Raw genomic sequence first — 23,922 nt, 5'->3', positions numbered from 1 at the left:
CTGCCCCAAATAACTTAGGATTAGAATCCCGATGCTCCCACCAACTAACCCTTTCATTAACTGGATAAATGTTGGCTTTGGTGGCAACGCGCCACCTCCTCTGAGTCTCTTCATCGCCCATCTCCGATAAAAAACATGCGTGTTATGAAATTGCTGTGCTACATTAAGTGTACAGATCTGTACACACACAACAAAGAGTACAGATCTGTACATACAAAAACAACCTATCATTGGTGAAGAAAAACGATGAAAGAGAGCATGGGCAAAAGAGAGCACATTTTAGATATCGCCGAAGCGCTGTTTAATGAATTTGGCTATACCGCCGTTGGTGTTGATTTAATTAGAGATAAGGCGGGGGTCTCCAAAACATCCATGTATCGCCATTTCGGCTCAAAGAATAAGTTGATTGAAGCCGTGCTGGCTCGCCGACATACACGCTTTGAGGATGGGTTAACCAGCGTGGTATCGGGCGTTAACGACGCAGAAAGTCGTCTGGATGCTGTGATGGACTGGCATTTCTCCTGGTTCCGAACCATGAACTTTAAGGGATGTATGTTCATGCATGCGCTGGCTGAGTTTAAAGGGCAAGACGACGCGATTGCGGATCTGGCTCTCCGCCATAAAACCTGGATCAAGTCATTCTTACTATCGCTATTCACTGCCGAAGAGCCAGAAAAAGAAGACAAAATCGAAGCGATCATGACTTTTATTGAAGGGATGATCGTGAGAGCCGAATTTGTTGGCCTGACCAGCGGCGAGGATGTTTATCGCCAGCACGCCAGACGGTTAGCCTTCCCTCGTCCTTCTTAGCCATAACCCGGTGCCTGTTACACACCGATGAAGCAAACCGACGAACAAAGTAGTCGTCATTAACTTTATCCCTCATTGAGGAAGTAACCATGAACTCACCACTCACACACGGCGTTCACCATATAGGTCTGACGGTATCAGCATTGGAAGAAAGCGCACGCTTTTTTACCACGCTTCTGGGATGGAAAGAGGTAAAACGAAAAGAGGATTATCCCGCTATTTTTGGCAGCGATGGTACGGTAATGCTCACACTTTAGCAGACGCAAACCACCGAGCCGGCTCAGTTCGATCGAAAACGTCATGTCGGCTTGCATCATCTTGCCATAAGGTTGATAGCAAAGCGGCGCTGCTTGAGATCGCTGAGAAATTATCAGCGCATAACATCAACATTGAATTTGCGCCCGCTTTAGTGAGCGGTAGCCCGGCAATGCATATGATGTGCTATGAGCCAAGCGGGATCCGCATCGAGTTTTACTGGTCGGGTCAGTAAGTAAGGCTTAAGAAAATTTGACTCATGACCCGCATCAATAAAGGCAAGATATTCCTGCCATTTAACATGATATAAAATTGACCAGAATCAATAAAAAACCATTAAATACATTACTTTACCTTTCTATACCCCCCCCTTTGACCTTCCCGTAGGGGGAAGGTGTAGCGTCATAACCTGTGATTCCAGATGATGACGCTATTGAGAGGAGATGATGATGAAGATAAAGATGATGGCAGCGCTACTCGCTCTGACATTGAGCGGTCAGGGTGTCGCCGCGGCGACTGACGCCAACGCGTTCCTGGCCAAACAGGGACTGGCGGGGAAAACTGTCGAGCAGATTGTCGATACGATCGATCAATCGCCCCTTATATTCAGCAGACCCATCCCTGCTTTAACCACAGTTTATCCGGGTGTCAGGGTGAACTCGCCAATACGGCGTTTGAGGTAAAAATCACGGATAAAGCAGGTAACGTTATCGTGCAGAAAACCCTGAGCAGCCATCAGAATGGTTTTGTCGGCGTATGGTTACCACGCAATATTGAAGGAACCATCAATGTCACCTATCAGGGGCGCGTAGCCAGTTCACCGTTTGCGACCTATGACGACAGCCAGACCTGCATGACGACACTGCCATTGAAAGAGGCATAGCAGAAAGCAGTCGAAGGCAACGATGCCACCCGATGCTGATGAAGCCGAGCCATGCAGAATGAAAACTGTCGAGAACCCTATCTGGCTTGGTTTTCGATAGCCTTTTACTGTGCGGCTCAAGCCATTTCTACAGGCATTAATCGCGGATATTACACGCCATCTTCGATTGTACGGTGCTAATCAGATAGGCATGCTTCGTCAGCATTTCAAACTGGATAACATCATTTTCCGCCAATATGGGAATCGCATCATTGGGGGCTTTGTCATTGATGTTCTTGTTTATCAGGATATTGTGCACCATTAATCGGTTCCCTTCCCAAACGGAGTCAAAACTGAATGTACGCCGAATCGTCAGCGGCACGCCATCCTTTCCGAGGTAAAAACCGTTGACTAAAACCAGTGCTCTATTTTTATTATTTAGATAAAAATAGACGTCATATTCCGTTCTGATACGTTGCTCTTCTGAATAAAAAGTGATCTCACCCTGGCATATCAGCGGCTTTCTGTATAAGTTGCTTTTTAAATAAAAAATAATCCCCAGGGAAAATGAAATAAAAAGCACCACCGTGGTGCAAAAAATTTTCTTTCTGACTTTAATTATTAACATAAGTTACACATCCCTTCCCATCTTTCCTGCAGGAAATAACGATTTCACTTTTCTTATCCAGCATTTCAGATATAACGATTTTTTTAGACAGGAAGAACAATGTGTTATCTGAACAGAGATTCTCATAGTCGATGGGGAGAGGATAACCAACGCTGTCATATAAATAAAACAAATCACATTTCCCGCTCATCTTCACGTCGACAAGAGGCCGATAGGGAAAACGATTGATGTTCTCCAACGCGAGTAGAAAAACCCCGACTATCGTGACCCAAATGAGAAGGAACATGATGTATTGCTGCTTTTTTACGGGTTCAGGAATGGCGTGATGCTCTATAGAAAATGACTTTTCCCCTTCATCGACATCTTCTTCAATTTTATCTTCAACCTCCTGATTTAACCTTTCTTTCCCTTTTTCCTCCTCACCCACGACTGGATAATGAGTCACGCTTTTAACGTTAAAAATAATCCCCAATTTAGGAATAGTCACAATCGCATCTGAAAGGTCAAATTCTCGCAATACTTTCCTTAGAAGAGAAAGATAGTTGTTGAGATTATTAAGAGAAGGACAAAGTGCGTGCTTTTCTAATGCTTCCTTTAACAAGAAATCTCGGCTTAACGTGACTCCCTGATTCTCAATGAGCAAGCAGAACAAGCGAGAAACAGGGAAACTCAAAGAGGTTGCTTCGTTTTCACGTTCTATCCATGCTAGCGTTCCATCTCCTTCATTAAAAATGATTAAATCATTAATCAAATAAACCATACGACCTTTTTCCATCACGATTAAGAGACGTTATCGTTTTTTATAAGTAGCTTGGTAGATACGTTATTTTTTAATGAAAATACCTACAGAATAGTCTGAAAATAGCACTCTACCCAAACAACCGATACGTTATCTATAAAAGTAAAATCAATTATATAGCGCAAAATGTCGCTATATCAATCAAGCATATAAAACTTACCAATTTATTGTCAAAGGTTATTTAACATTCGTTTAAGAACAATATAAATAAAAAGACATTTCATTATTTTTATAAAAAGGCAGAGAGCTTACACCATAGCCATACAAAGCAAGGGAATACTAAATAACGCGTTGAATTAACATGATTTATGTCTGAATTTATATTTTTACCCCTTAATATCTCCTGAAAGAAGAAAAACACTAAACAGAACAAAAATCTAAATAAATGTAAATTCAAAACACTTAAACTAAATAAAAATATTTAAATCAATATATTTGACTGATATATCCCGCCCCCCTACTATTCACCTCGTTCCAGATCAATCTGGGTTGGCGGCTGATGAATATATTGCCATACGAAAGGTAACCAACCATCAGCCAACCAATAGAGTCATTCAAAAAGAGCAGCAACGATCCGTTATGCATGAATACGGAAAAGCACTCGTGCATAGCGTTCATCTTTTAAATAGAGTAACCAACAGAGAGAGCACAATATGAAATTATCAAAGATCGCCCTGACGTCCCTCATCCCCGTGGTATTTTCTTTCAGTGCCTATGCCGCAGATTCACATAATGGTTCTGTGACATTCAAAGGAAAAATTATTGATACCCCCTGCTCCGTCTCTCAGGAAGATCTGCACCAAACGATCGAGTTTGGTGAAATCAGCAAAACCGTGCTGGAAAACGGCGGCACGTCAGAAATTAAGCCGTTCGATATCACATTAAGAGATTGCAGTCTGGATACCGCGACCAGCGCAAAAATTGTTTTCTCCGGCGGCGTGGCATCCGGCACCAATAATGAACTGCTTGCATTAAACGGCAATGCTGGGGGGGTAGGTATTGCAGTCGAACGCATCGGTGAAAAGATTAAATTCGATGGAACCACGCCAGCCGTTCCCGCCACACCACTGGCAAATGGAGACAACATTTTCTCCTTCACGTCTTATGTAACCAAGCTTCCTACTCCACAGGAAGGAGAAGCACCTGCCGTGACTACAGGTTCTTTCGCCAGCACCGCTAACTTTGTCGTGTCCTATCAATAAATATTGATCGGCTAGCCACAGTGTATGGGAAAAAATGGGGAGACATCCTCCCCTTGCACCTTATTCATTCATGTCGGCTGACATGAATGAATAACCACAACGCGGCATCTACTCAAACACATATTCCTATGGCAATGAAGAATATAACGCTCAAAGAAAACGTAAAATCGGCGCTATTTCGCTATAGCGTTTTTATTTTTTCTTTGAGTACAACATCGATCAGCGCAACGGAATTTAACGTTGATGTACTGGATGTCGATGAGCGTAGTGACATTGATCTTAGCCATTTTTCCGATCCCGAATACGTCACCCCCGGAGCTTATCTTTTATCAATCAAAGTGAACTCGCGTGAAATACAACAGCAAATCATTCACTATCTGCCGGAAGGCAATACTCAATCCCGCCCAACGGCCTGCCTCCCCCCCGAACTCGTCGATAAGCTGGCGCTGAAGAAAGAAGCCCGCGACAAAATCGAATTCTGGCATAACGAAAGCTGTGTCGATCTGACCCCGATTGCCGGTGTGAAGGTCTCTAACCAGATCGGTATGGGAACGCTGAATATTACGATCCCACAGGCGTGGTTAGCCTATAGCGATCAAAACTGGATTCCGCCCGAGCAATGGGATCACGGCATCGGCGGCGCGCTATTGGATTACAATCTGGTCGGAAACGTCCGTCGAGATACCCATGGAAGAGGCACAACACACTATCTCAGCAGCTACGGCACCACGGGGGTCAATCTGGGAGCCTGGCGTTACCGTGCCGATTATCGTTATTTTCTGCAAAAATCGCGCAACGCGAACCGCGATAGCTTTTCGTGGGATCAGTTTTACGCCTATCGTCCGCTGCCAACGCTTTCGGCCGATCTCAAGCTGGGTGAAATGTATTTCAGCAGCAACCTGTTCGATAGCTACCGTTTTACCGGCGCGTCATTAGCCAACAACGAGAACATGCTGCCTCCTTCACTACGCGGTTATGCGCCAGAAATTCGCGGCGTCGCCAAATCGAACGCGACGGTGACAGTCACGCAAAATGGCAGGCTGATCTATGAAACCACCGTGCCTGCCGGCCCCTTTGCGATTCAGGATATGAAGAACGGCGTCAGCGGCACGCTGGATGTTCGCGTGACGGAGGAAGACGGCACGGTGACAACATTCCAGACCGAGTCGGCTAATCTGCCTTACCTGACACGGCCAGGACATGTTCAGTACAAACTCGCCGCTGGTAAACCCTCGACAACCAACCATCGCCTGCAAGGCCCTGCATTTTCTGCCGCCGAAGCCTCATGGGGGCTATCTAACGCCTGGTCGGTGTACGGCGGCAGTATTTTGTCTGATGGCTACCAGTCCTGGTCAGCAGGCATCGGGAAAAACCTCTACCTGCTGGGCGCGCTGTCCGCTGACGTCACGCAGTCACGCGCGACGCTTCCAGACACGTCCTCGTCGCAAATCGGGCATGCTTTCTCACTCAACTGGTCTAAGTATTTCAATTCGATCGATAGCCAGCTCAGCTTCGCGGGCTACCGCTTTTCAGAAAAGACCTACATGAGCATGGCACAGTATCTTCATGCGCTGAATCTGGATAACCGCTATCGCAATGAAAAAGAGCGCTACACCATTACGCTCTCAAAAAACTTCGCGACGCAGGAATCATCTTCACTACTGAGTGGACTCTCAACCTACATCACCTATACACGCCAGACCTACTGGAATGAAGCCGAGCAGGATCGCTACGGGATTTCGCTGAACAAGTACTTTGATATCGGCGCATTTAAAGGGATTGCCGCCAATGTCTCGGCCTATCGCACCGAATTCAACCGCCGTACCGATGACAGCCTGTTCCTGAGCTTTTCCATTCCACTCGGGGATAAGGAGCGCTTGAGCTACAGCATGGGGCGCTATAACAACAGCAGCAATCAGGCACTCACCTATTCCAATAACACTGACCCGCGCCGAACCTGGAACCTGAGCACGCGGTACGACAGCAAAGAGCATACCTACCTGAGCGGTAACTATACCCATCTGGCACCGATGACGGATGCCACCGTGGGCGTCTCCTGGCAGCAGGCTCGTTATACCTACCTGAACGGTTCACTGCGTGGCGGTATTACCGCCACTCGCCACGGCGTGGCGGCACACCCGAAAGGCAATCAGGGTGGCACCCGCATCATGGTCGATACCGAGCAGCCGGGCGTGCCGTTCACTGGCAGCCAGGTTGAAACTAACCGCTACGGTCTGGCCGTTATTGCCGGTACCAGCAGCTACTACGACGTATCAACCCGGATTGATGTACAGAAATTACCGCAGAACATCGAGGCCATGACGACGGTGGTGCAAGGCACGCTGACCGAAGGGGCAATTGGTTACCGCAAATTCGACGTCGTTAGCGGGGAAAAAATCATGGCGCACATTGCGCTGGTCAACGGCGCATATCCCCCGTTTGCCGCGCAGATCAAAAACAAGAAAGGCCGTGATATCGCCATGGTCACTAACGGCGGACAAGCCTATATCACGGGCGTCTCGCCTGGTGAAACGCTGTCCGTCATCTGGGAGGGAAGAACGCAGTGTTCCATCACCCTGCCCGCGACCTTACATCACCTTGATGCGCTGCTGCTTCCCTGTAAATAAGCGGCGCGAAGAAATAGACAAGTCTGGAGAGTACGTTATGAAACACCCATTTTATCAGCAAGTTGCAGGATTCCTCATCGGCGGCCTGTTTTTGCTGCCTTCGGCGTATAGCGCGCTGAGCCTCGATCGCACGCGCGTTATTTTTAACGATGATGAACAATCCGCGACGGTCATGTTGATGAACCAAAACGCGGAGAATCCGTTTCTGGCACAGTCCTGGCTGACAGACGATAAGCACAATAAAGTGAATACACCGCTGATGGTGCTGCCACCGTTACAGCGCATCGAAGCGAAAGGATATAGCCTGATCCGTCTGGTCAAGACCGAGCAAATCAGCCAATTGCCAGCCGACCGCGAATCGCTGTTTTACCTCAACGTCCGGGAAATTCCCCCCAAAGCGGAAAAACCCAACGTATTACAGATCGCCATTCAGTCTGAAATTAAGGTGTTCTTCCGTCCCCGCGGCGTAAAACCCGCTAAGGATGAAATCTGGCAGGAAAAACTGACGATCCGAAAAATGGGAAACACCTTTCAGGTAGAAAACCCAACGCCGTACTACATCACGGTAAGCGCCATCCTAAAACAACCTAAAGCGGCGCGCACCAATCCTGCCAACCTACTGAAAGGGAACGCCTTTATGATCGCGCCACGCTCAACCCTGCCAGTTGAGGTGAATGACGGGGCAATCGATCGCTTCTATCTGTACTACGTCAACGACTACGGCGGCCATCTGGAACTGCCTTTCATCTGCGTACAAAACCAGTGCCAGCCCACGCCCCATAAATAAACAATAGGGAACCGCCATGTCTTGGTTAGCTATTCATCAACATCGCCATGTCGCTCTCTGTGCGTCGCTCTTTTTCGGCTTAACGGCGTTTAACGCCAGTGCACTGGAATGTCGGCTCGGCACCGTGACTGGCCCGGTAAACGATTATGAGGATATCGGTACGCTCAAAATACCCGCGACATTGCCTATTGGCAGCCGCCTCTGGACATCAAAACCCTATACCCGCAGCCTGGCCTGCTGGGCATATAAATCCGTACGCCCACAGGGTGAGATGTCCTACTTCTATCCCAATCCCGAAGGTAAGGTCATCAGTCAGGGGGTTGGCATTGGCATCATCTATAACGGTCAGGATCTCGGTGTCATTACCAATGGCGGCACCACCGCCTCCCGTGTATCCACCGGACAGTGGATCGCACCGGGCCCCAGCGGTTCGAGACCGCCTGCCAACCCAACCATGCTGAATGTCACAGTGCAGCTTTATCTCGAAAAAAACCGGGGAATATCACCGATACCACCGCAGGCGTGGATGCGCTGCGCGTCTTCCAGATCGACGGCGAAGGTGGCATCAATAACAAGCCCGACAGCAACTATGGCTTAAGCCTGTCAGGACTACACGGCATCGACATTATGCAGTGCGCCGCAAAGATTAACGTCTCGCCCGACAGCTATGTTGATTTTGGTACGGTCAGAGCATGGGCTGGTACAGAAGCGAATGCACTGGCGCAAACAGACTTCCACATCAACGTATCAACCGACGGCGGAGAAGACTGCGGCAAGGGGTTCGATCTGGACATCAACTTTGATGCCTCGTCGCGGGGAAATTCACTCGTCGGGATAGACGGCATGAATATGGGAAATGGCGCCACGCTGAAAATCGAAGATACCCGCAGTGGCAATAACATAGTGTTTAACCAGTTCATCGGTCTGGTTGACGGCCTGACAGCATCGAGCGGCGTGATCGAACGGCGCTATACGGCCCGGCTCTACGCCTCCGGCCCCGCGGTGATAGGCGATACCGAGAAAAACATTATTCTGCGGTTTAATTATCATTAACCCATGGGATCGCAACGATGATAAACAATAACAATACAGCAATAAAAACCCGGCCATACCGCGCGCTGCTCGCGTTTACACTCGGCATCCTGACGCTTCCTTCGGGAGAGTCCATCGCTCAGCAGGTATCATCAATGGACGACCATGAAGTAACGTTTCACGTTCTCGTCGTCAACGCCGCCTGTAATGTCAGCGCGGATAGCAAAGCGATTGTGGTGGATATGAGCGAAGTTTCTTCACGCTATTTAAAGGCTAATCGCTACGGAGAATGGCACGACTTCGCGATTAACCTCACAGACTGCAATCTGGATACCTACCAAAACGTCACCATCCGCTTTTCAGGAAAAGAGGAGCCACTCTTGCCTAATCGACTGGCGCTGGATTCCTCATCCGGTGCCAAAGGCATCGCGGTTGGTATTTATCATGCGGACAAACTGGTCGGCATCAACAGCAGTACGGACAACATTGTGCTGCAAAGCGGGGACAACACCATTCCCTTTTCGGCCCGCATCGAAAAAATACGCGACGATCTGATTCAGTCCGGTGATTTCATGGCAACGGCGAACTTCACCTTAAGCTATTTATAGTGAATTGAGGGTAAAGCCAACGCCGTCATGTTATTTACCCAACACTGGCGGCACACGCATTATTCACTCACTGCCCATCGAAACGGCAATGGCTTCTAACAGCGTGGATTTTCCTGAGCCATTCTCGCCGATAAAAAAGGTGGCTTTCGGGTGTAACTCCAGCTTACCCAGCGAGCGAATCGACGGAATAGAAAACGGATAAACCTCGAATGAGTCCACCTTTTCATGTGCCAGCGCGATTCGGCTGATGTACTGCGTTGAGATCATTCTCAGTCTTCCTGACGGGTAATGAGTGAAAATATCCTAGCATAGCGGTAAAAGAAAAAGCGCCCATATCGCTGAGATACGGGCGCCATGCAGGTTCCCAACGACAGCTCATCGCATCGCAGGGAAAGTCACTCGCATCAACGCAAGCTAGAACGCATAGTTAACGGTCATCGAGACGCTACGCGGCGTACCATACACGGCATAAGGTGCAAGGTAGTCGTAGTACTCTTTATCAAACAGGTTGTTGATATTCGCCTGCACCGCCAGTTGCTTGGTCACCTGATAGCGACCAAACAGATTAACCAGCGCGTAGCTGCCCTGCTCGGCACGCAGCGTGGTGTTTTGCGGGCCAGAACCTTCCTGCCAGATGCCATTTTGCCAGTTCACACCGCCGCCCACGGTTAACTCCGGCAGCGTTGGCAATTGGTAGCGGGTAAACAGTTTGAACGATGTGCGCGGCTGTTCTGGATTGACCGACTTACCGTCCTGATCGTCAACAACATAGCGCGAACCGCCAAACGTCATTTGCAGGTTGTCTGTTACCGCACCGTTCACTTCAAACTCGATACCTTTACTGACGACACCGTCAACAGCGTAATAAATTGTCTCGTTCGACCCAGCAAAGCGAGCACTATTCGTCTGCGCTACGTGATCCTGTTCGATACGGAAAACCGAAACTGATGCGGTCAGACGACTGTTATACCAATCCCCTTTCAGACCCGTTTCGTAGTTTCTGCCTGTCGTCGGCTGTAGATAGGTTTTGTTGATGTCGCGTTTGTTATTCGGCTGAAAGATATCGGTATAGCTGGCATACGTCGACCAGGTATCGTTGATGTCATACACCAGCCCCGCATACGGCGTAATGCGGTTTCTGCTATCGCTATCCGAGGATCCTGCCACACTCCAGTCGGTGTAACGTGCACCGACGATCAAATGCAATGGATCAGCCAGCGAGAAGCGTGCCGAAGTATAAGCTGATTTCTGGCGTGTCGTAGCATTTTCGTAAGGCTGCCAGGAACTCCATGTAGGATCGGCAAGATTGCCATTCCAGTTGAAATAATTACCGATATCCTCTGGAGTGATTGCGCTTGTAGGATAAGAGTTATCATAGCTATTGCTCTGTTTACTATAACTCGCCCCCAAAACCAGCTCATGCTGACGACCGAGCAGCTCAAAGGGACCAGTCACGTAGGTATCGACAGAATCGATTTTACGCTTCCCTCTATTCCATCCACCATAAGCACCAGCGTTATAAGCAGGATAGTAAGGGTCAACAAGCAGCCCTGTGTTTTTGTCTGGGAAACCGTTGGCATACATCTGTTTCGAATCAAAGTTCGTCTCGTCATGCGTACCGTTCATACGCACCTGCCAGCCGTTATCAAAACGCTGGGTCAAACCGGCAAACACTTTTTTCGACGTTGAGTCGGTATAACTCCAGTTTGGCGCGGAGTTAAGGCTGCGATCAAAACGAACACGGCTGCCATCACTGTACCACGTCGGCAAGCCTCCCCACGTTGAGCTAGTATTGTGATTGTCCTGATAATCATAACCAAAGGATAACGTGGTGGAATCTGTCACATCGGCATCAATCACGCCGTAGACGAATTTCTTGCGGCTATGGTAACGATCGAGCCAGGTATCATTATCCTGATAGCCCGTAATTACACGGCCACGCACGTTGCCGGATTCTGTCAGCGGCGCAGACAAATCGGCCACCATCCGCTGTTTATCCCACGAGCCGTAGCTGCCGGATACCGAGCCTTTGAATTCACGGCTGTTCGCATGCTTGCGCACCATGTTTACCGCAGCAGAAGGGTTACCCGTTCCGGTCATTAACCCGGTCGCCCCACGCACCACTTCGATACGATCGTAGATCGCCGTGTCCGAAGCTGAATCACCAAAGTTCCAGATATCGTCAACCACCGTTGGAATACCATCAAACAGGTAGTTATTGATAAGGAAACCGCGAGCGAAATACGTCATGCGTTCGGAGTCGATAATTTTAGAGGACACACCGGTCGTGTTCGCCATGACCTCGCCAATCGTCTGCAACCCTTGATCCTCGATACGCTGCTGGCTGATAACACTCACCGACTGCGGGATATCACGCGGCGTCAGCGTCATCTTCGTTCCGGCATTAGTCACTTTCACGCTGTAATCCTGCGGGTCGCTGGCCTCTGCGTTAGCATTGGCGTTAGCGCTGACGACAAGCGTATCACCTGAGGCTGGGGTTTCTTCGGCAATAGCCTGAGCAGGCAGGAAAGAAGCTGAAATCAACAGGGCGAGAAGAGAGACTCCGAATGGTTTTGCTCCGACCAGCGAAGAATCACAAACGCGCGTTTTTTCGGCGCGAGTAACTCCAAAAGACATGGCATATCCTCGGTTAACTGATGGTGGTATTGGCGAGATGCTGAGGCGTTTTTTGTCAACATTTGCACAGAAAAGTAAATGATAACTATACGCATTATTATTGTTATTTCAAAGAAAGGATGAATTCACTTAGAATACAATTAGATAGAAAAGAGCAAATCACCATACCGTTAACAAGGTATGTTGCAAAAAGAACATTCGAGGCATTTACAACAGACTTGCCCTGCTTGTCTTCCAATAGGTCAATCGGTGCTTCAAAGACCTTGGCACTGATCATGTACCATGCAACCGGCAGACCGATTGTTAGAAAGCACGGCAACAGGTTGTGCCCTTTTGCAACATACGTTGGCAGAGGAGATAAACAAGAGAGGAATGCCAGCGAAACCACGATGGCATTTCGCTGACATAAACCGGGCGATACCCTGCATCCTGAGAGGACACAAAGCAATTAACGACATAAAATACTGAAGAGCTTCAGTAAGTAACGTGAAAATAATGTATTGTTATTGTTTGATGTAAGACCAAATGCCCATCCCTCACAGGATTCGGCATTATTTCCCTGGTGCGGCGAATATTTCGCTTAATTTTGTGACGCCATAGACATATAATTGACACATAACGTCGTGGCGGTTAATCATAGCATAAAAGAATAAATCCATAAAAGGTAAAAAACACCCTTGCTTGATAAAAAAATCATGAAATCAAATCATTCGTTAATCAATAAATTAGCGAGATAACAATGATCAGAATAGTATTAACCAAAACTTAATATTTATTGAATTAATGCCACCTCTCAAGGAGGGCAGAATGCCACTATCAGCGGAACACATGACTGACTATATTAATAGCCTGATTACTATGATGGAGTACTTAAGCGAACCATGGGGTATTAAAGATTTATCATCGCGGCATCTTTACATGAACAAAGCTGCCTATCTTTATACGGGAACATCGGAAAAATTTGATATTGAAGGTCGTTTTGATGATGAATTTCCAGCCAGTTGGGCGGAACTCTCCGATGGTTTAAAAGAACACGATAGGCTGACTGAAAATAGTGAGAAACGTGTTACGGTGATCGAAACACATTACTGGTATGGCAAAAAAACACTCACGCCTTGCATTAGCGAAAAGACGCCTATTTTTGATAGAAACAAAGCCTGCATTGGAACGATGTGGAGCGCCAGGCAGTTAGACTCACTGTCTCCGCTAGTCTATATTAATCAACAAAAACCGAGCTTATTACAAACCGAATTCGCCACCGATATTTTTACTCAGGCAGAGCTCGACATTATATTTCTGCTATTGCAGCGCTTTTCAAATAAAGAAATTGCCAGAAAAATGAATGTCTCACCAAAAACAATAGAGAACAGAGTCTACAACATGTACCAAAAAACCGACACGCACTCTCTACAGCAATTTGAAGCATTTTGTCGGGATCTTGGCATCGACGGTTATATTCCGCGTTCGCTCATCGAGAAAGGCATTCAATTTATATAAGAGAACATATCCCTATGGAAAAAATAGATGATTACCCCGTCAGTCGCGTTCCGCTGAGTGTCCGGCTGCCTTTTTTAAATGTGGCATTAGTCCATATCGGCATGTTAACCGCATTAGATCAGTTTATGTTAGGTGCGGTGCTTGGCCATTCCATGACGCTGAGTCAGGCATTTCTCGCCATCTTTATTGGCAGCGTCATTTTTGGCGTAGTAACCGTGGGGCTGGGCTACGCCGGGATGAAAGAAGGGATGTCGGGCAGCCTGCTCGCACGCTGGTGCGGCTTTGGCCGTATTGGTTCCGTCCTGATTGGGCTGGTCATCGCCGTGAGTCTCATCGGCTGGTTCGGCGTTCAGAATGCCGTATTCGCCAAAGCGCTCAACTTCGCGATGGCGGATAAGCTCGGTTTTGGCTGGTCTGCCGCCCTGTCCGGTATTGCACTGACGCTACTCGTTGCCTTCGGTTTTAGAGCATTACGCTTCACCGCCAAAATTGCCGTACCAATGTTTGTCATCGTCGTCGGCTATATCTCGATCATGACGCTCTCCGGCCACAATATTGCCGAACTGATCGCGTCCGCCCCTAATGGCGCGGCAATTTCTATTAGCGCCGGCGCAACAATGGTTGTCGGCGGTTGCATCGTCGCCAGCTTAATTACTCCAGATATGACGCGCTATTCTCAAACAGGAAAACATGTTTTCTGGATGACGATGCTGTCGATTATCGTCGGGGAATTTATTGTAAATGGCCTCGCCATCATTATTGCCCGCGCACTCAATACCGCAGATGTTGTGACGATCATGTCTCAGGCAGCTGGCGGCATCGGGCTGGTTGCCGTTATATTTTCGACACTGAGAGTAAACGATATCAACCTTTATTCCTCCTCTTTGGGAATCGCCAATGCCATAGAGGGCGTTACGGGGAGAAAATTACGCTATGTCTCGATCACCCTGGTGATTGGTGTCATCGGCACAGCGCTTTCCGTCGCCGGTATTCTGGATCGTTTCATTGATTTCCTGACGCTATTAGGCGTGCTATTCCAATTATCGGTGTGATGCTGATTGATTATTATATTTTACGCACTCACAGAGCGCTGCTCGACGCCAGCCGTGCCGAAGGCCAATTACCGGATAGCGCACAAACACCGCTAATTGGCTGGGCCGCTATTATTGCCAGCATTGTCGGCGCCATCGTTGGATTAGCCTTTGAATGGGGCGTGCCGGCGTTTAATTCGTTACTGGCAGCCAGTATCCTTTATTGGATAATAAAGCATTACACCAACAATTATGTGTATTTTAGGAAACTCAAACATAACCAAAATTTAAAATGAAATAGGTAACAGGAAAAAATTAATCTATAATCCAACCGACCTCTTCCTACAGAGGTCGATATATTTTTACTTAAGAGAAACAGGCCATGATGGCCTTGGGATGGGTCTTATTTATCAACGGAGAATTTCCACTTGAAATAATAAGGCTGATTAGCAATATTCCTGCTAGGAAAAGGATTTATGTCAAAAAATTAAAAACACTTCTCACGCCGTTAAACTGTCTACTCGTTTTAAGCGGTGCCTTAATGGTCAATACGGCAAACGCTGCTGAGGCTTGTGTCACAGGTAACTGGCAGGTGGATAATTCCATCACCGATATGCCTTCCGTGAAATACCAGACCGAGCATTTTGCCTTCCGCTGGAATAATAACGACGTTAACCGTAATGATGCGGTTGCCGCAGGGCAGAAACTGGAACAAATTTGGGATAAGTTTATTAAACAAATTCAGTTCCCCGAGCCTTATTGCAAGCAGACCGTGAAATATAAAGCCAATATTCACATCGATCCCACTTTTGGGCTGAGTGGGGGTATTGCGGGCGGTGGCAGCATGGGGGTATGGATCGGTCCAGCGTCACTCAAGGATAACTGGGGGTTGGCGCATGAATTTACTCATGCACTACAGGCGCAAATCGGCAGCTTCCGAACCGCAGGAGGAGAAGACTACGTTGGCTGGATTTGGGAATCCCACGCGAACTGGATGACGCACCAGATGGATGAATTCCGCGGTACGTCAGCACACTGTTCGGAAATGCAGGTCAACTACCCGCATATTTATCTGGGTTCGACGCGTAACCGTTACTGCAACTGGTCGTTTATGGAGTACCTAAAGAACCGCTTTGGCTATAGCGCTATCAACGATATGTGGTCAAAAGCACCGAAAGGAGGCGAAAGCGGCCAGTCTACTGCCGATCCGCTGTCCGTTCTGCGTACCAACATGGGCTGGAGCCAGTCTGAATTCAACGATGTCTTCGGCGACTGGGCGATGCACAACGTCAACTGGGATTACATCGATCCAGACGGTTTTGACCGTGGTCGTTTTTATCGCACAACCTACGGTGGCTATGGTGCGCTACAACCCAGTCAGGATAACGCTGACCGTCTGCTGAGAACCACGACGCTTGAGCCGGTTGTCGGTGCCAGCGCCAACCTCCGCCGTTTCTCCGTCCCGTTCGATCAAGCTCCACAGCAGTTGGGCTACAACATCGTCCGGCTGATCCCAGAAAATGGCGCGACGCAAATCACCGTCAAATTCCGTGGCATGGTGCAGAGCAAATCTGCCATTACCCGCTTCCCTGGGTTGAAGAACGATCCGGCAACGATGCCACAGCCTAATTCCGACTGGCGCTGGGGGATTGTCGCTATCGGAGCGGATGGCGTTTCTCGCTACAGCGAGCTACAACGCGGCGCCTCTGCCACGGTGAAAAACTTCACGATCCGTCAGGACGATCGCGGCATTTACATGGTGGTCATGGGCACACCATCGCAAATGCAGAAGATCAAATGGGATCAGGCTTACTACTCCCTTTACCGCTACCCGTGGATGGCTGATTTCACTGGTGTCTGGCCGGAAGGCAGCCAGCCTGGTGCGCCAAATCCAACCGCTAACGGCTCTCGCCATCCAAACGGCGGCGGCTGGGTCTCCAACGCAGCCAATGTTGCCCCTACCGCATACGTCGGGCCTTATGCTCGCGTCATCGGCGGTACGGTAAGGGATAACGCCAGAATTGAAGATCGTGCAACGATTCTGAACGGAACAGTAGAAGGGCGTGCTGTCGTTAGCGGCCTGACGGTGCTGCAAGGCAATACCGTCGTACGCGATAACGCGCGGCTGCATACGGTCTTCATGGGGCCGGGCGCGTTTGAACGCGGCATTGTGCTGTCAGGCAATGCGCAGATGCGTGGAGATGCGGAAATTCGCGGTACTTCTGCGTCGCAAGGCGTGTTCTATGGCTTTATTGATGAAAATGAAGTCAAAAGCAGCGCAGCCGGTGCTTACCTGACCGAAGCCGTGCCAGAAGTGACGGCCGTTCCGGTCTACAGCACGAAGTAAGATCACCACAAAAAGGGGAACCGACTCAGAACCACGTTGTGTTGGTTCTCGGCTCCCCATAAATACACAGGCCGCCATGATGGCGGCCTGCTTGCATAGCACAGATTCTTAGAATAGTGCGCCGGGCGGTACGTCTTTATAAGTATTCAGGTAAGCCGCCAGCATTTTTTTAAAGAAGTTACGCACTTTTTTCACCTTATTGACTTAGCTCGTTATTCTGATTACGCGATGGAATTACTCTTGCCTTACGTGGCAGTGGGCTGCCTTATGGTGGTGAATTGTACAACCCCTATGGTTCAAAAGCCAATTTTTTGTGATATACATCACATAATAAAATTCACCGACACTTTCCCCTATTCCCGCCTGCTTCCCACGCTGATTTTCTTTTGTTGCGAATCATTACCCTCAGTGACCACTACGCCGCTGGCTATGCTATGCTCATGATGAAAGACGAAATTTTAGTCACTGTCCGTTATTAATTGAGCGCCATTCACTGTCGGTTAGCACACTTTTTTTGCGCGCAGTCACCACGGTTTCGCCATTGGTTATTCGCTGATGAAGGCCTATTCCGACCCCCATGGAAACCTGGAAACTTAACCTCTTCTCTGCCTGGCTGGGATGCTTTTTCACCGGGCTGGCCATGAGCCAGATATTACCCTTCCTGCCGCTGTATATTGAGCAGCTTGGCGTTCACTCGCACGAATCGCTGAGCCTGTGGTCCGGCTTGATTTTTAGTTCGTCTTTTCTCGTCTCCGCCGCCGTCGCGCCACTGTGGGGAAGCCTCGCCGACCGTAAAGGCCGCAAGCTTATGCTACTGCGCGCCGCGCTTGGCATGGCCGTCGTGATGTCGTTGCAAGGGCTGGCGACCAACGTGTGGCACCTGTTCATCCTGCGCACGCTGATGGGGCTGACTTCCGGGTACATACCCAACGCGATGGCGCTGATCGCCTCGCAGGTTCCACGTGAAAAAAGCGGCTGGGCGCTGGGTATGCTATCGACCGGGCAGATCGCCGGTGTCATTCTCGGCCCCTTATTTGGCGGCTTTATGGCCGATTATATCGGGCTACGCATCGTCTTTTTCATCACTGGCGGCATGTTGTTTACCAGTTTCCTGATTACGCTTTTCGCGATAAAAGAGAGCGTGGTTAAAGTCACCAAAGAGAATCGGCTCAGCGGGAAAGCCGTCTTTGCTTCCCTACCATATCCAGCACTCATTATCTGCCTGTTCATTACGACGATGATGATCCAGATGGCGAACGGCTCCATTAGCCCCATTCTCACCCTGTTCATCCGCGATCTAACGCCCGGCACGGACAACATCGCCTTTATCAGCGGCGTGATTGCGGCCATTCCCGGCGTATCCGCCCTGCTATCCGCCCCCCGCCTGGGTCGTTTAGGCGATCGAATCGGCGCACATCGCGTCCTGATCGCCGCACTGGCGATCAGCGTACTGCTGTTTCTGGTCATGGCGATGGTACAAAGTCCTACACAGCTCGGCATCCTGCGCTTTTTGCTGGGCTTTGCCGATGGCGCACTGATGCCAACCGTGCAGGCGCTGTTGGTTAAATACAGCAGCCAGCAGGTGACAGGCCGGATCTTCGGCTATAACCAGTCATTTATGTATCTGGGCAACGTAATGGGGCCGCTGGTCGGTTCCGGTGTGTCCGCCCTGATGGGCTTCCGCTGGGTGTTCATCGTCACCGCCGTTCTGGTGCTGTGCAACACGCTACAGCTCTTTTTCGCTTTCAGGAAACCTCACGGAAAGGGATAACGATCCGGCCAGCGACGGATATGCCGTGAAAACCATAGGCTTCATTGCAAAATGAAGCCTATGGTCACAAAACTGACATGACGATTATCTATGCTCCGACAATACGTCTGTCCAATCACCCCACATCAAAGAGCTAATCCCATGAAACACACGTTGTTAGCACTGCTGGTTGCCGGATTTTTGCCGTTCAGCGTTCAGGCCGCGGGAGAAAAAGTGACGCGCTATATCGTCACCTTCCCAGCCAGCGAACGTGTGGCGTATCAGGGCAAGTTCGCCCAGAACTTCCCCAACGGTCTGCCTGTTGGCATTGGTTCCGGTCTCTATTTCACGGGTAAACAGGGTGATGACCTGATGTTCGTCACCGTCACCGATCGCGGCCCGAATGCCGATGCGCCGCTGGTCGGCGAGAAAGAGGCCAAGATCTTCGCCAGCCCTGACTACGCGCCGTTGATGATGGATATTCGCGTCAGCGCGAAAGCCGCCGAGGCGGGCAATCCTCGCCCGCTGCACGATGCCAAGGGCAATATCACTGGCCTGCCGCTGCCAGCAGACTTTATCGGCACCACTAACGAAATGGCATTGAATGACGCACTGCAACCGCTCAGCACCAGCCAGCGCGGGCTGGACACCGAAGGGATTACGCCGGACGGCAACGGCGGTTTCTGGCTGTGTGACGAATACGGCCCGTTTCTGATCCACGTTGATGCCAGCGGGAAGATTCTGCAAAAATTCGGGCCAACGCCAGCGGATAACGAACACTCGGTTGCCAGCGGCTTACCCAATGTCATCAAGTGGCGTCAGCCGAATCGCGGTTTTGAAGGTCTGACCCGCCTGCCGGATGGCACGATCGTCATGGCAGTGCAAAGCACGCTGGATATCGACGGCAAAACCAAAAACAAAGCGCAGTTTACGCGCCTGGTGATGTTTAACCCGGAAACCCAAACCAGCCGCATGCTGGGCTACCCCATCAATATCGACCGCTACAAGAAAGCGAAAAATGCCAAGATCGGCGACATCGTAGCGCTGGATAATCAGCGTATTCTGCTGGTCGAGCAAGGTGTGGATAAAGACAAACAGATGCAGAACCGCATCTATCTGGTCGATCTCAGCAAAGCGAGCGACCTGACGCCGTTCGATGCCAACGGCAAATCGCCGGAATTTGACGATCTCGCTCAGTTGGAAAAACGCGGCATTACGCTGGCGCACAAACAGGAGTTGGTGGATCTGCGTCAGCTCGGCTGGCAGCAGGAGAAAGTGGAAGGTCTGGCGCTGGTCGATAAACAAACGCTGGCCATTATCAACGACAACGACTTTGGCCTGCAATCCGTGTTGCAATCTCCGATAAAAGCGAAAGACAACGCGGACGATTATCAGGTGACTGCCGATGGCAAACTGACGCGGAATGGCAAGGCGGTTGATACGACATTGGCAATCAAACCGCTACAGAAGCCAGAGGCCGACAATGAGCTCTGGGTGATTCATCTGGCACAACCGCTGGAGTCACCTTTTCAATAAGATCTTACTTTTACCAAGACAGTGTTTAGCGCCTGCCCCCAAAAGCAGTGCAAAAGACTAGTCAATCCCAAAAAAATGGCAGGAATAACGTTTTATGCTCATTGATTTTTAATAAGAAAAATCAATGAGCTACTCCCAGACCCACTCACCAAACAGTGCAAAACTTATCCAGCACAATTTCCCTCGACACGTCCATAAAGAAAGCCTTATTTTCAACATTCGGCATGGCAATACCGCCAAAAAACACAAGCACAGTGCAACGATGGCATCTCACAGCCCTTTTTCTCGTGGCCTGATCATCGACAGGTTATGGAAAAACCGGTGCAGTGTTGATCATCGGTGAAATGATGAATACACACAGACAGGGAAGTTAAATCACCATGAAAAAAGTAGCACAGCAGACGGACAACGATCACACAAACACATCCACGGGTTCGCACACGGAAACGGCAAGACCGGCGTCGTTACCTCGCCGCCGCTTTTTACAGGCTGGAGCGGGTGCGGCTTTCAGCGGATTGCTAGGCCAATTCAAAGGAAGTTTCCTCACCCGAGCCATCGCCGCAGTCGCAACAGGCGCGATGGCTCCCTCCATTTATGCCGAAGATCGTACCTTCACACACCCCGGCCTATTACATACCGAAGAGGATTTTTCTCGTATTCGAGATAAAATTGCCAGAAAAGAACAACCCTGGACAAATGCCTGGACGCCGTTCATACAGGATGGGTATTCACAGCTGGGAGCGAATCCGCGCGCAACAGATAACCTCGTACGCGGCGGCGAGGGGCAAAACTTCGCGATTTTATATATCGATGTGCAACGTTCCTACCGTCTGGCGGTACGCTGGAAAATTACCCAAGATAAGGTCTATGCCGATGAAGCGTTACGGTATCTCAACGCGTGGTCTTCCACCCTACAAAGAATCACGGGTAACGCAGACCGCTGGTTAGCAGCAGGTATCTATGGCTACCAATTCGCTAACGTCGCAGAGATTATGCGTACCTACTCCGGCTGGGCGCGCACCGATTTTGAGCGTTTCCAAAACATGATGCTGACGATCTTCTACCCGATGTCGCGTAATTTTTTGGACGTTCATAATGGCGCAGACATCACGAACTATTGGACGAACTGGGATCAGTGTGCGATTGCCAATATTTTGGCGATCGGCGTGCTATGTGACCGACCTGATATCTATCAGGAAGCGATTGATTACTACAAGTATGGTCAGGGAAATGGGGCGGGAATGCAGGCCGTGGTGCATTTACACCCCGGCTATCTGGGGCAATGGCAAGAAAGTGGCCGCGATCAGGGGCACACCACGTTAGGTATGAGTCTGGGTGTCGCATTCTGCGAAATGGCGTGGAATCAGGGGGATGATATCTACGGTTATGCCAATAACCGCTTCCTCGCTGGTGCCGAATATGTCGCGAAATCCAATTTGTCTGATAGCAATGGCGGCTTTCTTTCCGTGCAGTGGAAAAATTACCGTAATCGCCACGGCCTGATGGAAGGGCTTGGCACCGTCAGCCAGGGAAATAACCGCCCGTGCTGGGAAACCATCTATAACCACTACGCTAAACGCAAAGGAATTGCGACGCCCTACGTTTATAAATATGTCCAGAAGATCACACCGGAGAATGGTGGCGGAGGAGATGGTACAGGCTACGGCACACTGCTATATACTCGCGAGTTAGCCGTCGCGAATGCAGAGCTGAAGCCAACAGGCTTAACCGCTTATCGTCGCGGCGACAGTATCGAACTTTCATGGTGGGGCGTCGTCGGAGCCACCAGCTATACGCTTGAGCGTTCAACCTCGGCGAATGGGGCATTCAGCCCAATCGCTTACGGCATTACCGACTTATTAACCTATACCGATCAGGATATTATCTCCAGTGCATCCCGCTACGCCTATCGTGTTAAAGCGCTGGTGAATGGTGGAGAAACACAGGCTTCTGATGTCGTGAGCGTTGCGATAAAAACAGAAGAAATTTTTCATCTGGCGTTTAATGAAGGTTCAGGCACGACGCTGGCTGACGGCACAGGAAAATGGGAAGCCAGCACCTTACATGGCGGAGCCAACTGGGGAACAGGGCCTGATGGTGCTGGCGTTGCGCTGGTGTTAGATGGGATCGATGGCTATGTCAGCTTGCCCGGAAAAGTGATGGAAAATTTAGGTGATTTCACCGTCATTACCCGCTTCTGTGCTGACGACAAGCGCACCTGGGCGCGTATTTTCGATATGGGTTCTGGCACCCGACGCTGGATCGCCCTATTGCCTTACAGCAATCTGGGTAAACCTTCGTTCAGAATATCCAGTTTACATGGCTACATGATGGAAGCGTTTGAACCTACCACCGAGACATTCCCCGTTGGTCGTTGGGTCACCGTCGCACTGACTCAGTCTGGCAATATCGGGATTATGTATATTGACGGGAAAGAGGTCGTGCGGAGTGAAACCCTAACACTGGCACCTTACCAGCTTGGTGAATTGAGTGCCGCCTACCTTGGCCGTTCACAGTATCCGACCGATCCCTACATGAAGGGGCGCTATGATTATTTCAAAATTTACGCAGGTGCCTTGAGCAGCACTGAGATTGCGGCGTTATCCCGTTAAAGCAGGTAGACCCTCACCGCATGAATACATCAAATTCATGCGGTGATAGCAGCCAGTAAACAAGGCTCAGGCGTGCTCGAACCAGTCGCTATTCTGTTGCGCAATCGGCGTGATCGAATAGATCATTTCCTGCAAATGCTCACGAATCGCTTTTTCCGCGGCATCAGGGTCACGCGCTTTCAGGGCGTTAAAAATCAGGTAGTGTTGTTGGATAAGGCTTGAGGGAGGAGAAACCTGACTCAGGCTGAGAAAACGCACGCGATCCATCGTCGCTTTAATCGACTCAATGGTTTCCCACGCCAGCGGACAGTTGGCAATCTGCGTCAGAAGCTGATGGAAACTGTCATCAAGGCTGAGGAACTCGCGCACCTGCTCATTCTGTGCGGCCAGTTCCTGACGGCGTAAGTTGTGCCCCAGCGTCAGCAGGTGTTCTTCCGTCACCATTTCTGCCGCCCGACGCACAATCGCGCACTCCAGCGCCTGACGGATAAAGCGGGCATCCGCCACGCGCTGCTCGGAGATCTTCATCACAAACGTGCCGCGCTGCGGCATAATTTGCACCAATCCGGCCTCTGCCAGCTTGATAAAAGCCTCTCTGACCGGCTGGCGGGACACATCAAAACGCACAGAAATTTCTTTTTCAGACAGCAGCTTACCCGGCGGAATATTGCATTCCACAATGTCTTTGCGCAGTACGCGATAAATTTGCTGATTGACTGGTTCGTTGTTGTTGATCTGAAAAGAGGTATCCATGCCGCTGTGCTTACCCGAGAAATTTACCGCTTATGATACACGCTTAGCGCAGCGAGTGTCAGTGTTACAACGTCTGTCGTGGGTGGTGAGATCGGGAGACACAGGATAAGGCATTGTCGGCACTCGCCTCATCCTGTGTTGCTTTATGA

19 protein-coding genes and 2 pseudogenes are annotated in these 23,922 nt (G+C 49.7%); 15 read left to right on the top strand and 6 right to left on the bottom strand.

The window, feature by feature from the left end; all coding sequences use genetic code 11:
- The first annotated feature begins 246 nt into the window (after nucleotides 1-246).
- From NAL19_RS04340 to NAL19_RS04330, 3 genes and pseudogenes are all read left to right on the top strand, one after another.
- On the top strand, nucleotides 247-810 hold the full coding sequence (locus NAL19_RS04340; protein ID WP_263058861.1) for a TetR/AcrR family transcriptional regulator: 564 nt from the start codon (nucleotides 247-249) through the stop codon (nucleotides 808-810).
- Nucleotides 811-899: 89 nt separating this feature from the next.
- The gene (locus NAL19_RS04335) at nucleotides 900-1,067 is read left to right on the top strand and encodes a VOC family protein (RefSeq protein ID WP_263058860.1); all 168 of its coding nucleotides are present in this window, start codon (nucleotides 900-902) and stop codon (nucleotides 1,065-1,067) included.
- A 447-nt stretch (nucleotides 1,068-1,514) separates the two neighbouring features.
- Nucleotides 1,515-1,948: pseudogene (locus NAL19_RS04330) on the top strand (CueP family metal-binding protein).
- Nucleotides 1,949-2,084: 136 nt separating this feature from the next.
- On the opposite strand, the gene NAL19_RS04325 reads toward NAL19_RS04330, so the two are convergent.
- Complete coding sequence (locus NAL19_RS04325) at nucleotides 2,085-2,555, bottom strand: FidL (protein ID WP_263058859.1); 471 nt, start codon at nucleotides 2,553-2,555, stop codon at nucleotides 2,085-2,087.
- Nucleotides 2,542-3,315: a transcriptional regulator gene (locus tag NAL19_RS04320; RefSeq protein WP_263058858.1), complete on the bottom strand. Its 774-nt coding sequence runs from the start codon at nucleotides 3,313-3,315 to the stop codon at nucleotides 2,542-2,544. The genes NAL19_RS04325 and NAL19_RS04320 overlap by 14 nt, the downstream gene beginning before the upstream one ends.
- Nucleotides 3,316-4,007: 692 nt before the next feature.
- Between NAL19_RS04320 and NAL19_RS04315 the strand changes: the two genes are divergently transcribed.
- From NAL19_RS04315 to NAL19_RS04290, 6 genes are all read left to right on the top strand, one after another.
- Complete coding sequence (locus NAL19_RS04315; RefSeq protein WP_263058857.1) at nucleotides 4,008-4,556, top strand: fimbrial protein; 549 nt, start codon at nucleotides 4,008-4,010, stop codon at nucleotides 4,554-4,556.
- Between the two features lie 86 nt (nucleotides 4,557-4,642).
- Nucleotides 4,643-7,183 (top strand): fimbria/pilus outer membrane usher protein, encoded by a 2,541-nt coding sequence (locus NAL19_RS04310; RefSeq protein ID WP_263058856.1) that lies wholly within the window; start codon nucleotides 4,643-4,645, stop codon nucleotides 7,181-7,183.
- 37 nt (nucleotides 7,184-7,220) lie between these two features.
- Nucleotides 7,221-7,970, top strand: coding sequence for a molecular chaperone (locus tag NAL19_RS04305; RefSeq protein ID WP_263058855.1), 750 nt, complete (start codon nucleotides 7,221-7,223; stop codon nucleotides 7,968-7,970).
- A 16-nt stretch (nucleotides 7,971-7,986) separates the two neighbouring features.
- Nucleotides 7,987-8,568 carry a hypothetical protein gene (locus NAL19_RS04300; RefSeq protein ID WP_263058854.1) on the top strand — a complete coding sequence of 194 codons (582 nt, stop codon included), beginning with the start codon at nucleotides 7,987-7,989 and terminating at the stop codon, nucleotides 8,566-8,568.
- The gene (locus tag NAL19_RS04295; protein WP_263058853.1) at nucleotides 8,493-9,023 is read left to right on the top strand and encodes a hypothetical protein; all 531 of its coding nucleotides are present in this window, start codon (nucleotides 8,493-8,495) and stop codon (nucleotides 9,021-9,023) included. The genes NAL19_RS04300 and NAL19_RS04295 overlap by 76 nt, the downstream gene beginning before the upstream one ends.
- A 17-nt stretch (nucleotides 9,024-9,040) precedes the next feature.
- Nucleotides 9,041-9,610, top strand: coding sequence for a fimbrial protein (locus NAL19_RS04290; RefSeq protein WP_225087078.1), 570 nt, complete (start codon nucleotides 9,041-9,043; stop codon nucleotides 9,608-9,610).
- Between the two features lie 63 nt (nucleotides 9,611-9,673).
- Here NAL19_RS04290 and NAL19_RS04285 read toward each other — a convergent pair whose 3' ends face one another.
- Both NAL19_RS04285 and fhuE read right to left on the bottom strand, forming a co-directional pair.
- Nucleotides 9,674-9,877 (bottom strand): AAA family ATPase, encoded by a 204-nt coding sequence (locus NAL19_RS04285; RefSeq protein ID WP_225087077.1) that lies wholly within the window; start codon nucleotides 9,875-9,877, stop codon nucleotides 9,674-9,676.
- Between the two features lie 147 nt (nucleotides 9,878-10,024).
- Nucleotides 10,025-12,247, bottom strand: a complete 2,223-nt coding sequence (fhuE, locus tag NAL19_RS04280) for a ferric-rhodotorulic acid/ferric-coprogen receptor FhuE (protein ID WP_263058852.1) — start codon at nucleotides 12,245-12,247, stop codon at nucleotides 10,025-10,027.
- A gap of 807 nt (nucleotides 12,248-13,054) precedes the next feature.
- On the opposite strand from fhuE, the gene NAL19_RS04275 reads away from it, so the two are divergent.
- From NAL19_RS04275 to NAL19_RS04265, 3 genes and pseudogenes are all read left to right on the top strand, one after another.
- Nucleotides 13,055-13,744, top strand: a complete 690-nt coding sequence (locus tag NAL19_RS04275) for a helix-turn-helix transcriptional regulator (RefSeq protein WP_263058851.1) — start codon at nucleotides 13,055-13,057, stop codon at nucleotides 13,742-13,744.
- Nucleotides 13,745-13,758: 14 nt separating this feature from the next.
- Nucleotides 13,759-15,071 (top strand): annotated as a pseudogene (locus tag NAL19_RS04270) (purine-cytosine permease family protein).
- A 176-nt stretch (nucleotides 15,072-15,247) separates the two neighbouring features.
- Entirely contained in the window at nucleotides 15,248-17,122 is a 1,875-nt protein-coding gene (locus NAL19_RS04265) for an Svx/AvrXca family virulence/avirulence protein (protein WP_263059658.1), read from the top strand.
- A gap of 108 nt (nucleotides 17,123-17,230) precedes the next feature.
- On the opposite strand, the gene azuC is transcribed toward NAL19_RS04265, so the two are convergent.
- Nucleotides 17,231-17,308: a stress response protein AzuC gene (gene azuC / locus NAL19_RS21770; protein ID WP_014914323.1), complete on the bottom strand. Its 78-nt coding sequence runs from the start codon at nucleotides 17,306-17,308 to the stop codon at nucleotides 17,231-17,233.
- 391 nt (nucleotides 17,309-17,699) lie between these two features.
- Here azuC and NAL19_RS04260 point away from each other — a divergent pair, with 391 nt between their 5' ends.
- The 3 genes from NAL19_RS04260 to NAL19_RS04250 all read left to right on the top strand — a co-directional run bounded on the left by NAL19_RS04260 (nucleotide 17,700) and on the right by NAL19_RS04250 (nucleotide 23,020).
- Nucleotides 17,700-18,893 carry a multidrug efflux MFS transporter gene (locus tag NAL19_RS04260; protein ID WP_263058850.1) on the top strand — a complete coding sequence of 398 codons (1,194 nt, stop codon included), beginning with the start codon at nucleotides 17,700-17,702 and terminating at the stop codon, nucleotides 18,891-18,893.
- A gap of 141 nt (nucleotides 18,894-19,034) precedes the next feature.
- Nucleotides 19,035-20,408 (top strand): esterase-like activity of phytase family protein, encoded by a 1,374-nt coding sequence (locus tag NAL19_RS04255; RefSeq protein ID WP_263058849.1) that lies wholly within the window; start codon nucleotides 19,035-19,037, stop codon nucleotides 20,406-20,408.
- A gap of 380 nt (nucleotides 20,409-20,788) precedes the next feature.
- Complete coding sequence (locus NAL19_RS04250) at nucleotides 20,789-23,020, top strand: LamG-like jellyroll fold domain-containing protein (protein ID WP_263058848.1); 2,232 nt, start codon at nucleotides 20,789-20,791, stop codon at nucleotides 23,018-23,020.
- 66 nt (nucleotides 23,021-23,086) lie between these two features.
- On the opposite strand, the gene NAL19_RS04245 is transcribed toward NAL19_RS04250, so the two are convergent.
- Nucleotides 23,087-23,773: a GntR family transcriptional regulator gene (locus NAL19_RS04245; protein ID WP_263058847.1), complete on the bottom strand. Its 687-nt coding sequence runs from the start codon at nucleotides 23,771-23,773 to the stop codon at nucleotides 23,087-23,089.
- Between the last annotated feature and the right edge of the window lie 149 nt (nucleotides 23,774-23,922).

This window comes from Pectobacterium sp. F1-1, from assembly GCF_025643735.1.
Lineage (GTDB): Bacteria > Pseudomonadota > Gammaproteobacteria > Enterobacterales > Enterobacteriaceae > Pectobacterium > Pectobacterium colocasium.
The sequence above is the reverse complement of the archived record's forward strand: the minus strand, read 5'-3'. Positions and strand labels throughout refer to the sequence as shown.

Coding starts and splice junctions, on each gene's coding strand:
- NAL19_RS04340 (WP_263058861.1), top strand. CDS start 247: ATGAAAGAGAGCATGGGCAAAAGAGAGCACATTTTAGATATCGCCGAA.
- NAL19_RS04335 (WP_263058860.1), top strand. CDS start 900: ATGAACTCACCACTCACACACGGCGTTCACCATATAGGTCTGACGGTA.
- NAL19_RS04325 (WP_263058859.1), bottom strand. CDS start 2,555: ATGTTAATAATTAAAGTCAGAAAGAAAATTTTTTGCACCACGGTGGTG.
- NAL19_RS04320 (WP_263058858.1), bottom strand. CDS start 3,315: ATGGTTTATTTGATTAATGATTTAATCATTTTTAATGAAGGAGATGGA.
- NAL19_RS04315 (WP_263058857.1), top strand. CDS start 4,008: ATGAAATTATCAAAGATCGCCCTGACGTCCCTCATCCCCGTGGTATTT.
- NAL19_RS04310 (WP_263058856.1), top strand. CDS start 4,643: ATGAATAACCACAACGCGGCATCTACTCAAACACATATTCCTATGGCA.
- NAL19_RS04305 (WP_263058855.1), top strand. CDS start 7,221: ATGAAACACCCATTTTATCAGCAAGTTGCAGGATTCCTCATCGGCGGC.
- NAL19_RS04300 (WP_263058854.1), top strand. CDS start 7,987: ATGTCTTGGTTAGCTATTCATCAACATCGCCATGTCGCTCTCTGTGCG.
- NAL19_RS04290 (WP_225087078.1), top strand. CDS start 9,041: ATGATAAACAATAACAATACAGCAATAAAAACCCGGCCATACCGCGCG.
- NAL19_RS04285 (WP_225087077.1), bottom strand. CDS start 9,877: ATGATCTCAACGCAGTACATCAGCCGAATCGCGCTGGCACATGAAAAG.
- fhuE (WP_263058852.1), bottom strand. CDS start 12,247: ATGTCTTTTGGAGTTACTCGCGCCGAAAAAACGCGCGTTTGTGATTCT.
- NAL19_RS04275 (WP_263058851.1), top strand. CDS start 13,055: ATGCCACTATCAGCGGAACACATGACTGACTATATTAATAGCCTGATT.
- NAL19_RS04260 (WP_263058850.1), top strand. CDS start 17,700: ATGGAAACCTGGAAACTTAACCTCTTCTCTGCCTGGCTGGGATGCTTT.
- NAL19_RS04255 (WP_263058849.1), top strand. CDS start 19,035: ATGAAACACACGTTGTTAGCACTGCTGGTTGCCGGATTTTTGCCGTTC.
- NAL19_RS04250 (WP_263058848.1), top strand. CDS start 20,789: ATGAAAAAAGTAGCACAGCAGACGGACAACGATCACACAAACACATCC.
- NAL19_RS04245 (WP_263058847.1), bottom strand. CDS start 23,773: ATGGATACCTCTTTTCAGATCAACAACAACGAACCAGTCAATCAGCAA.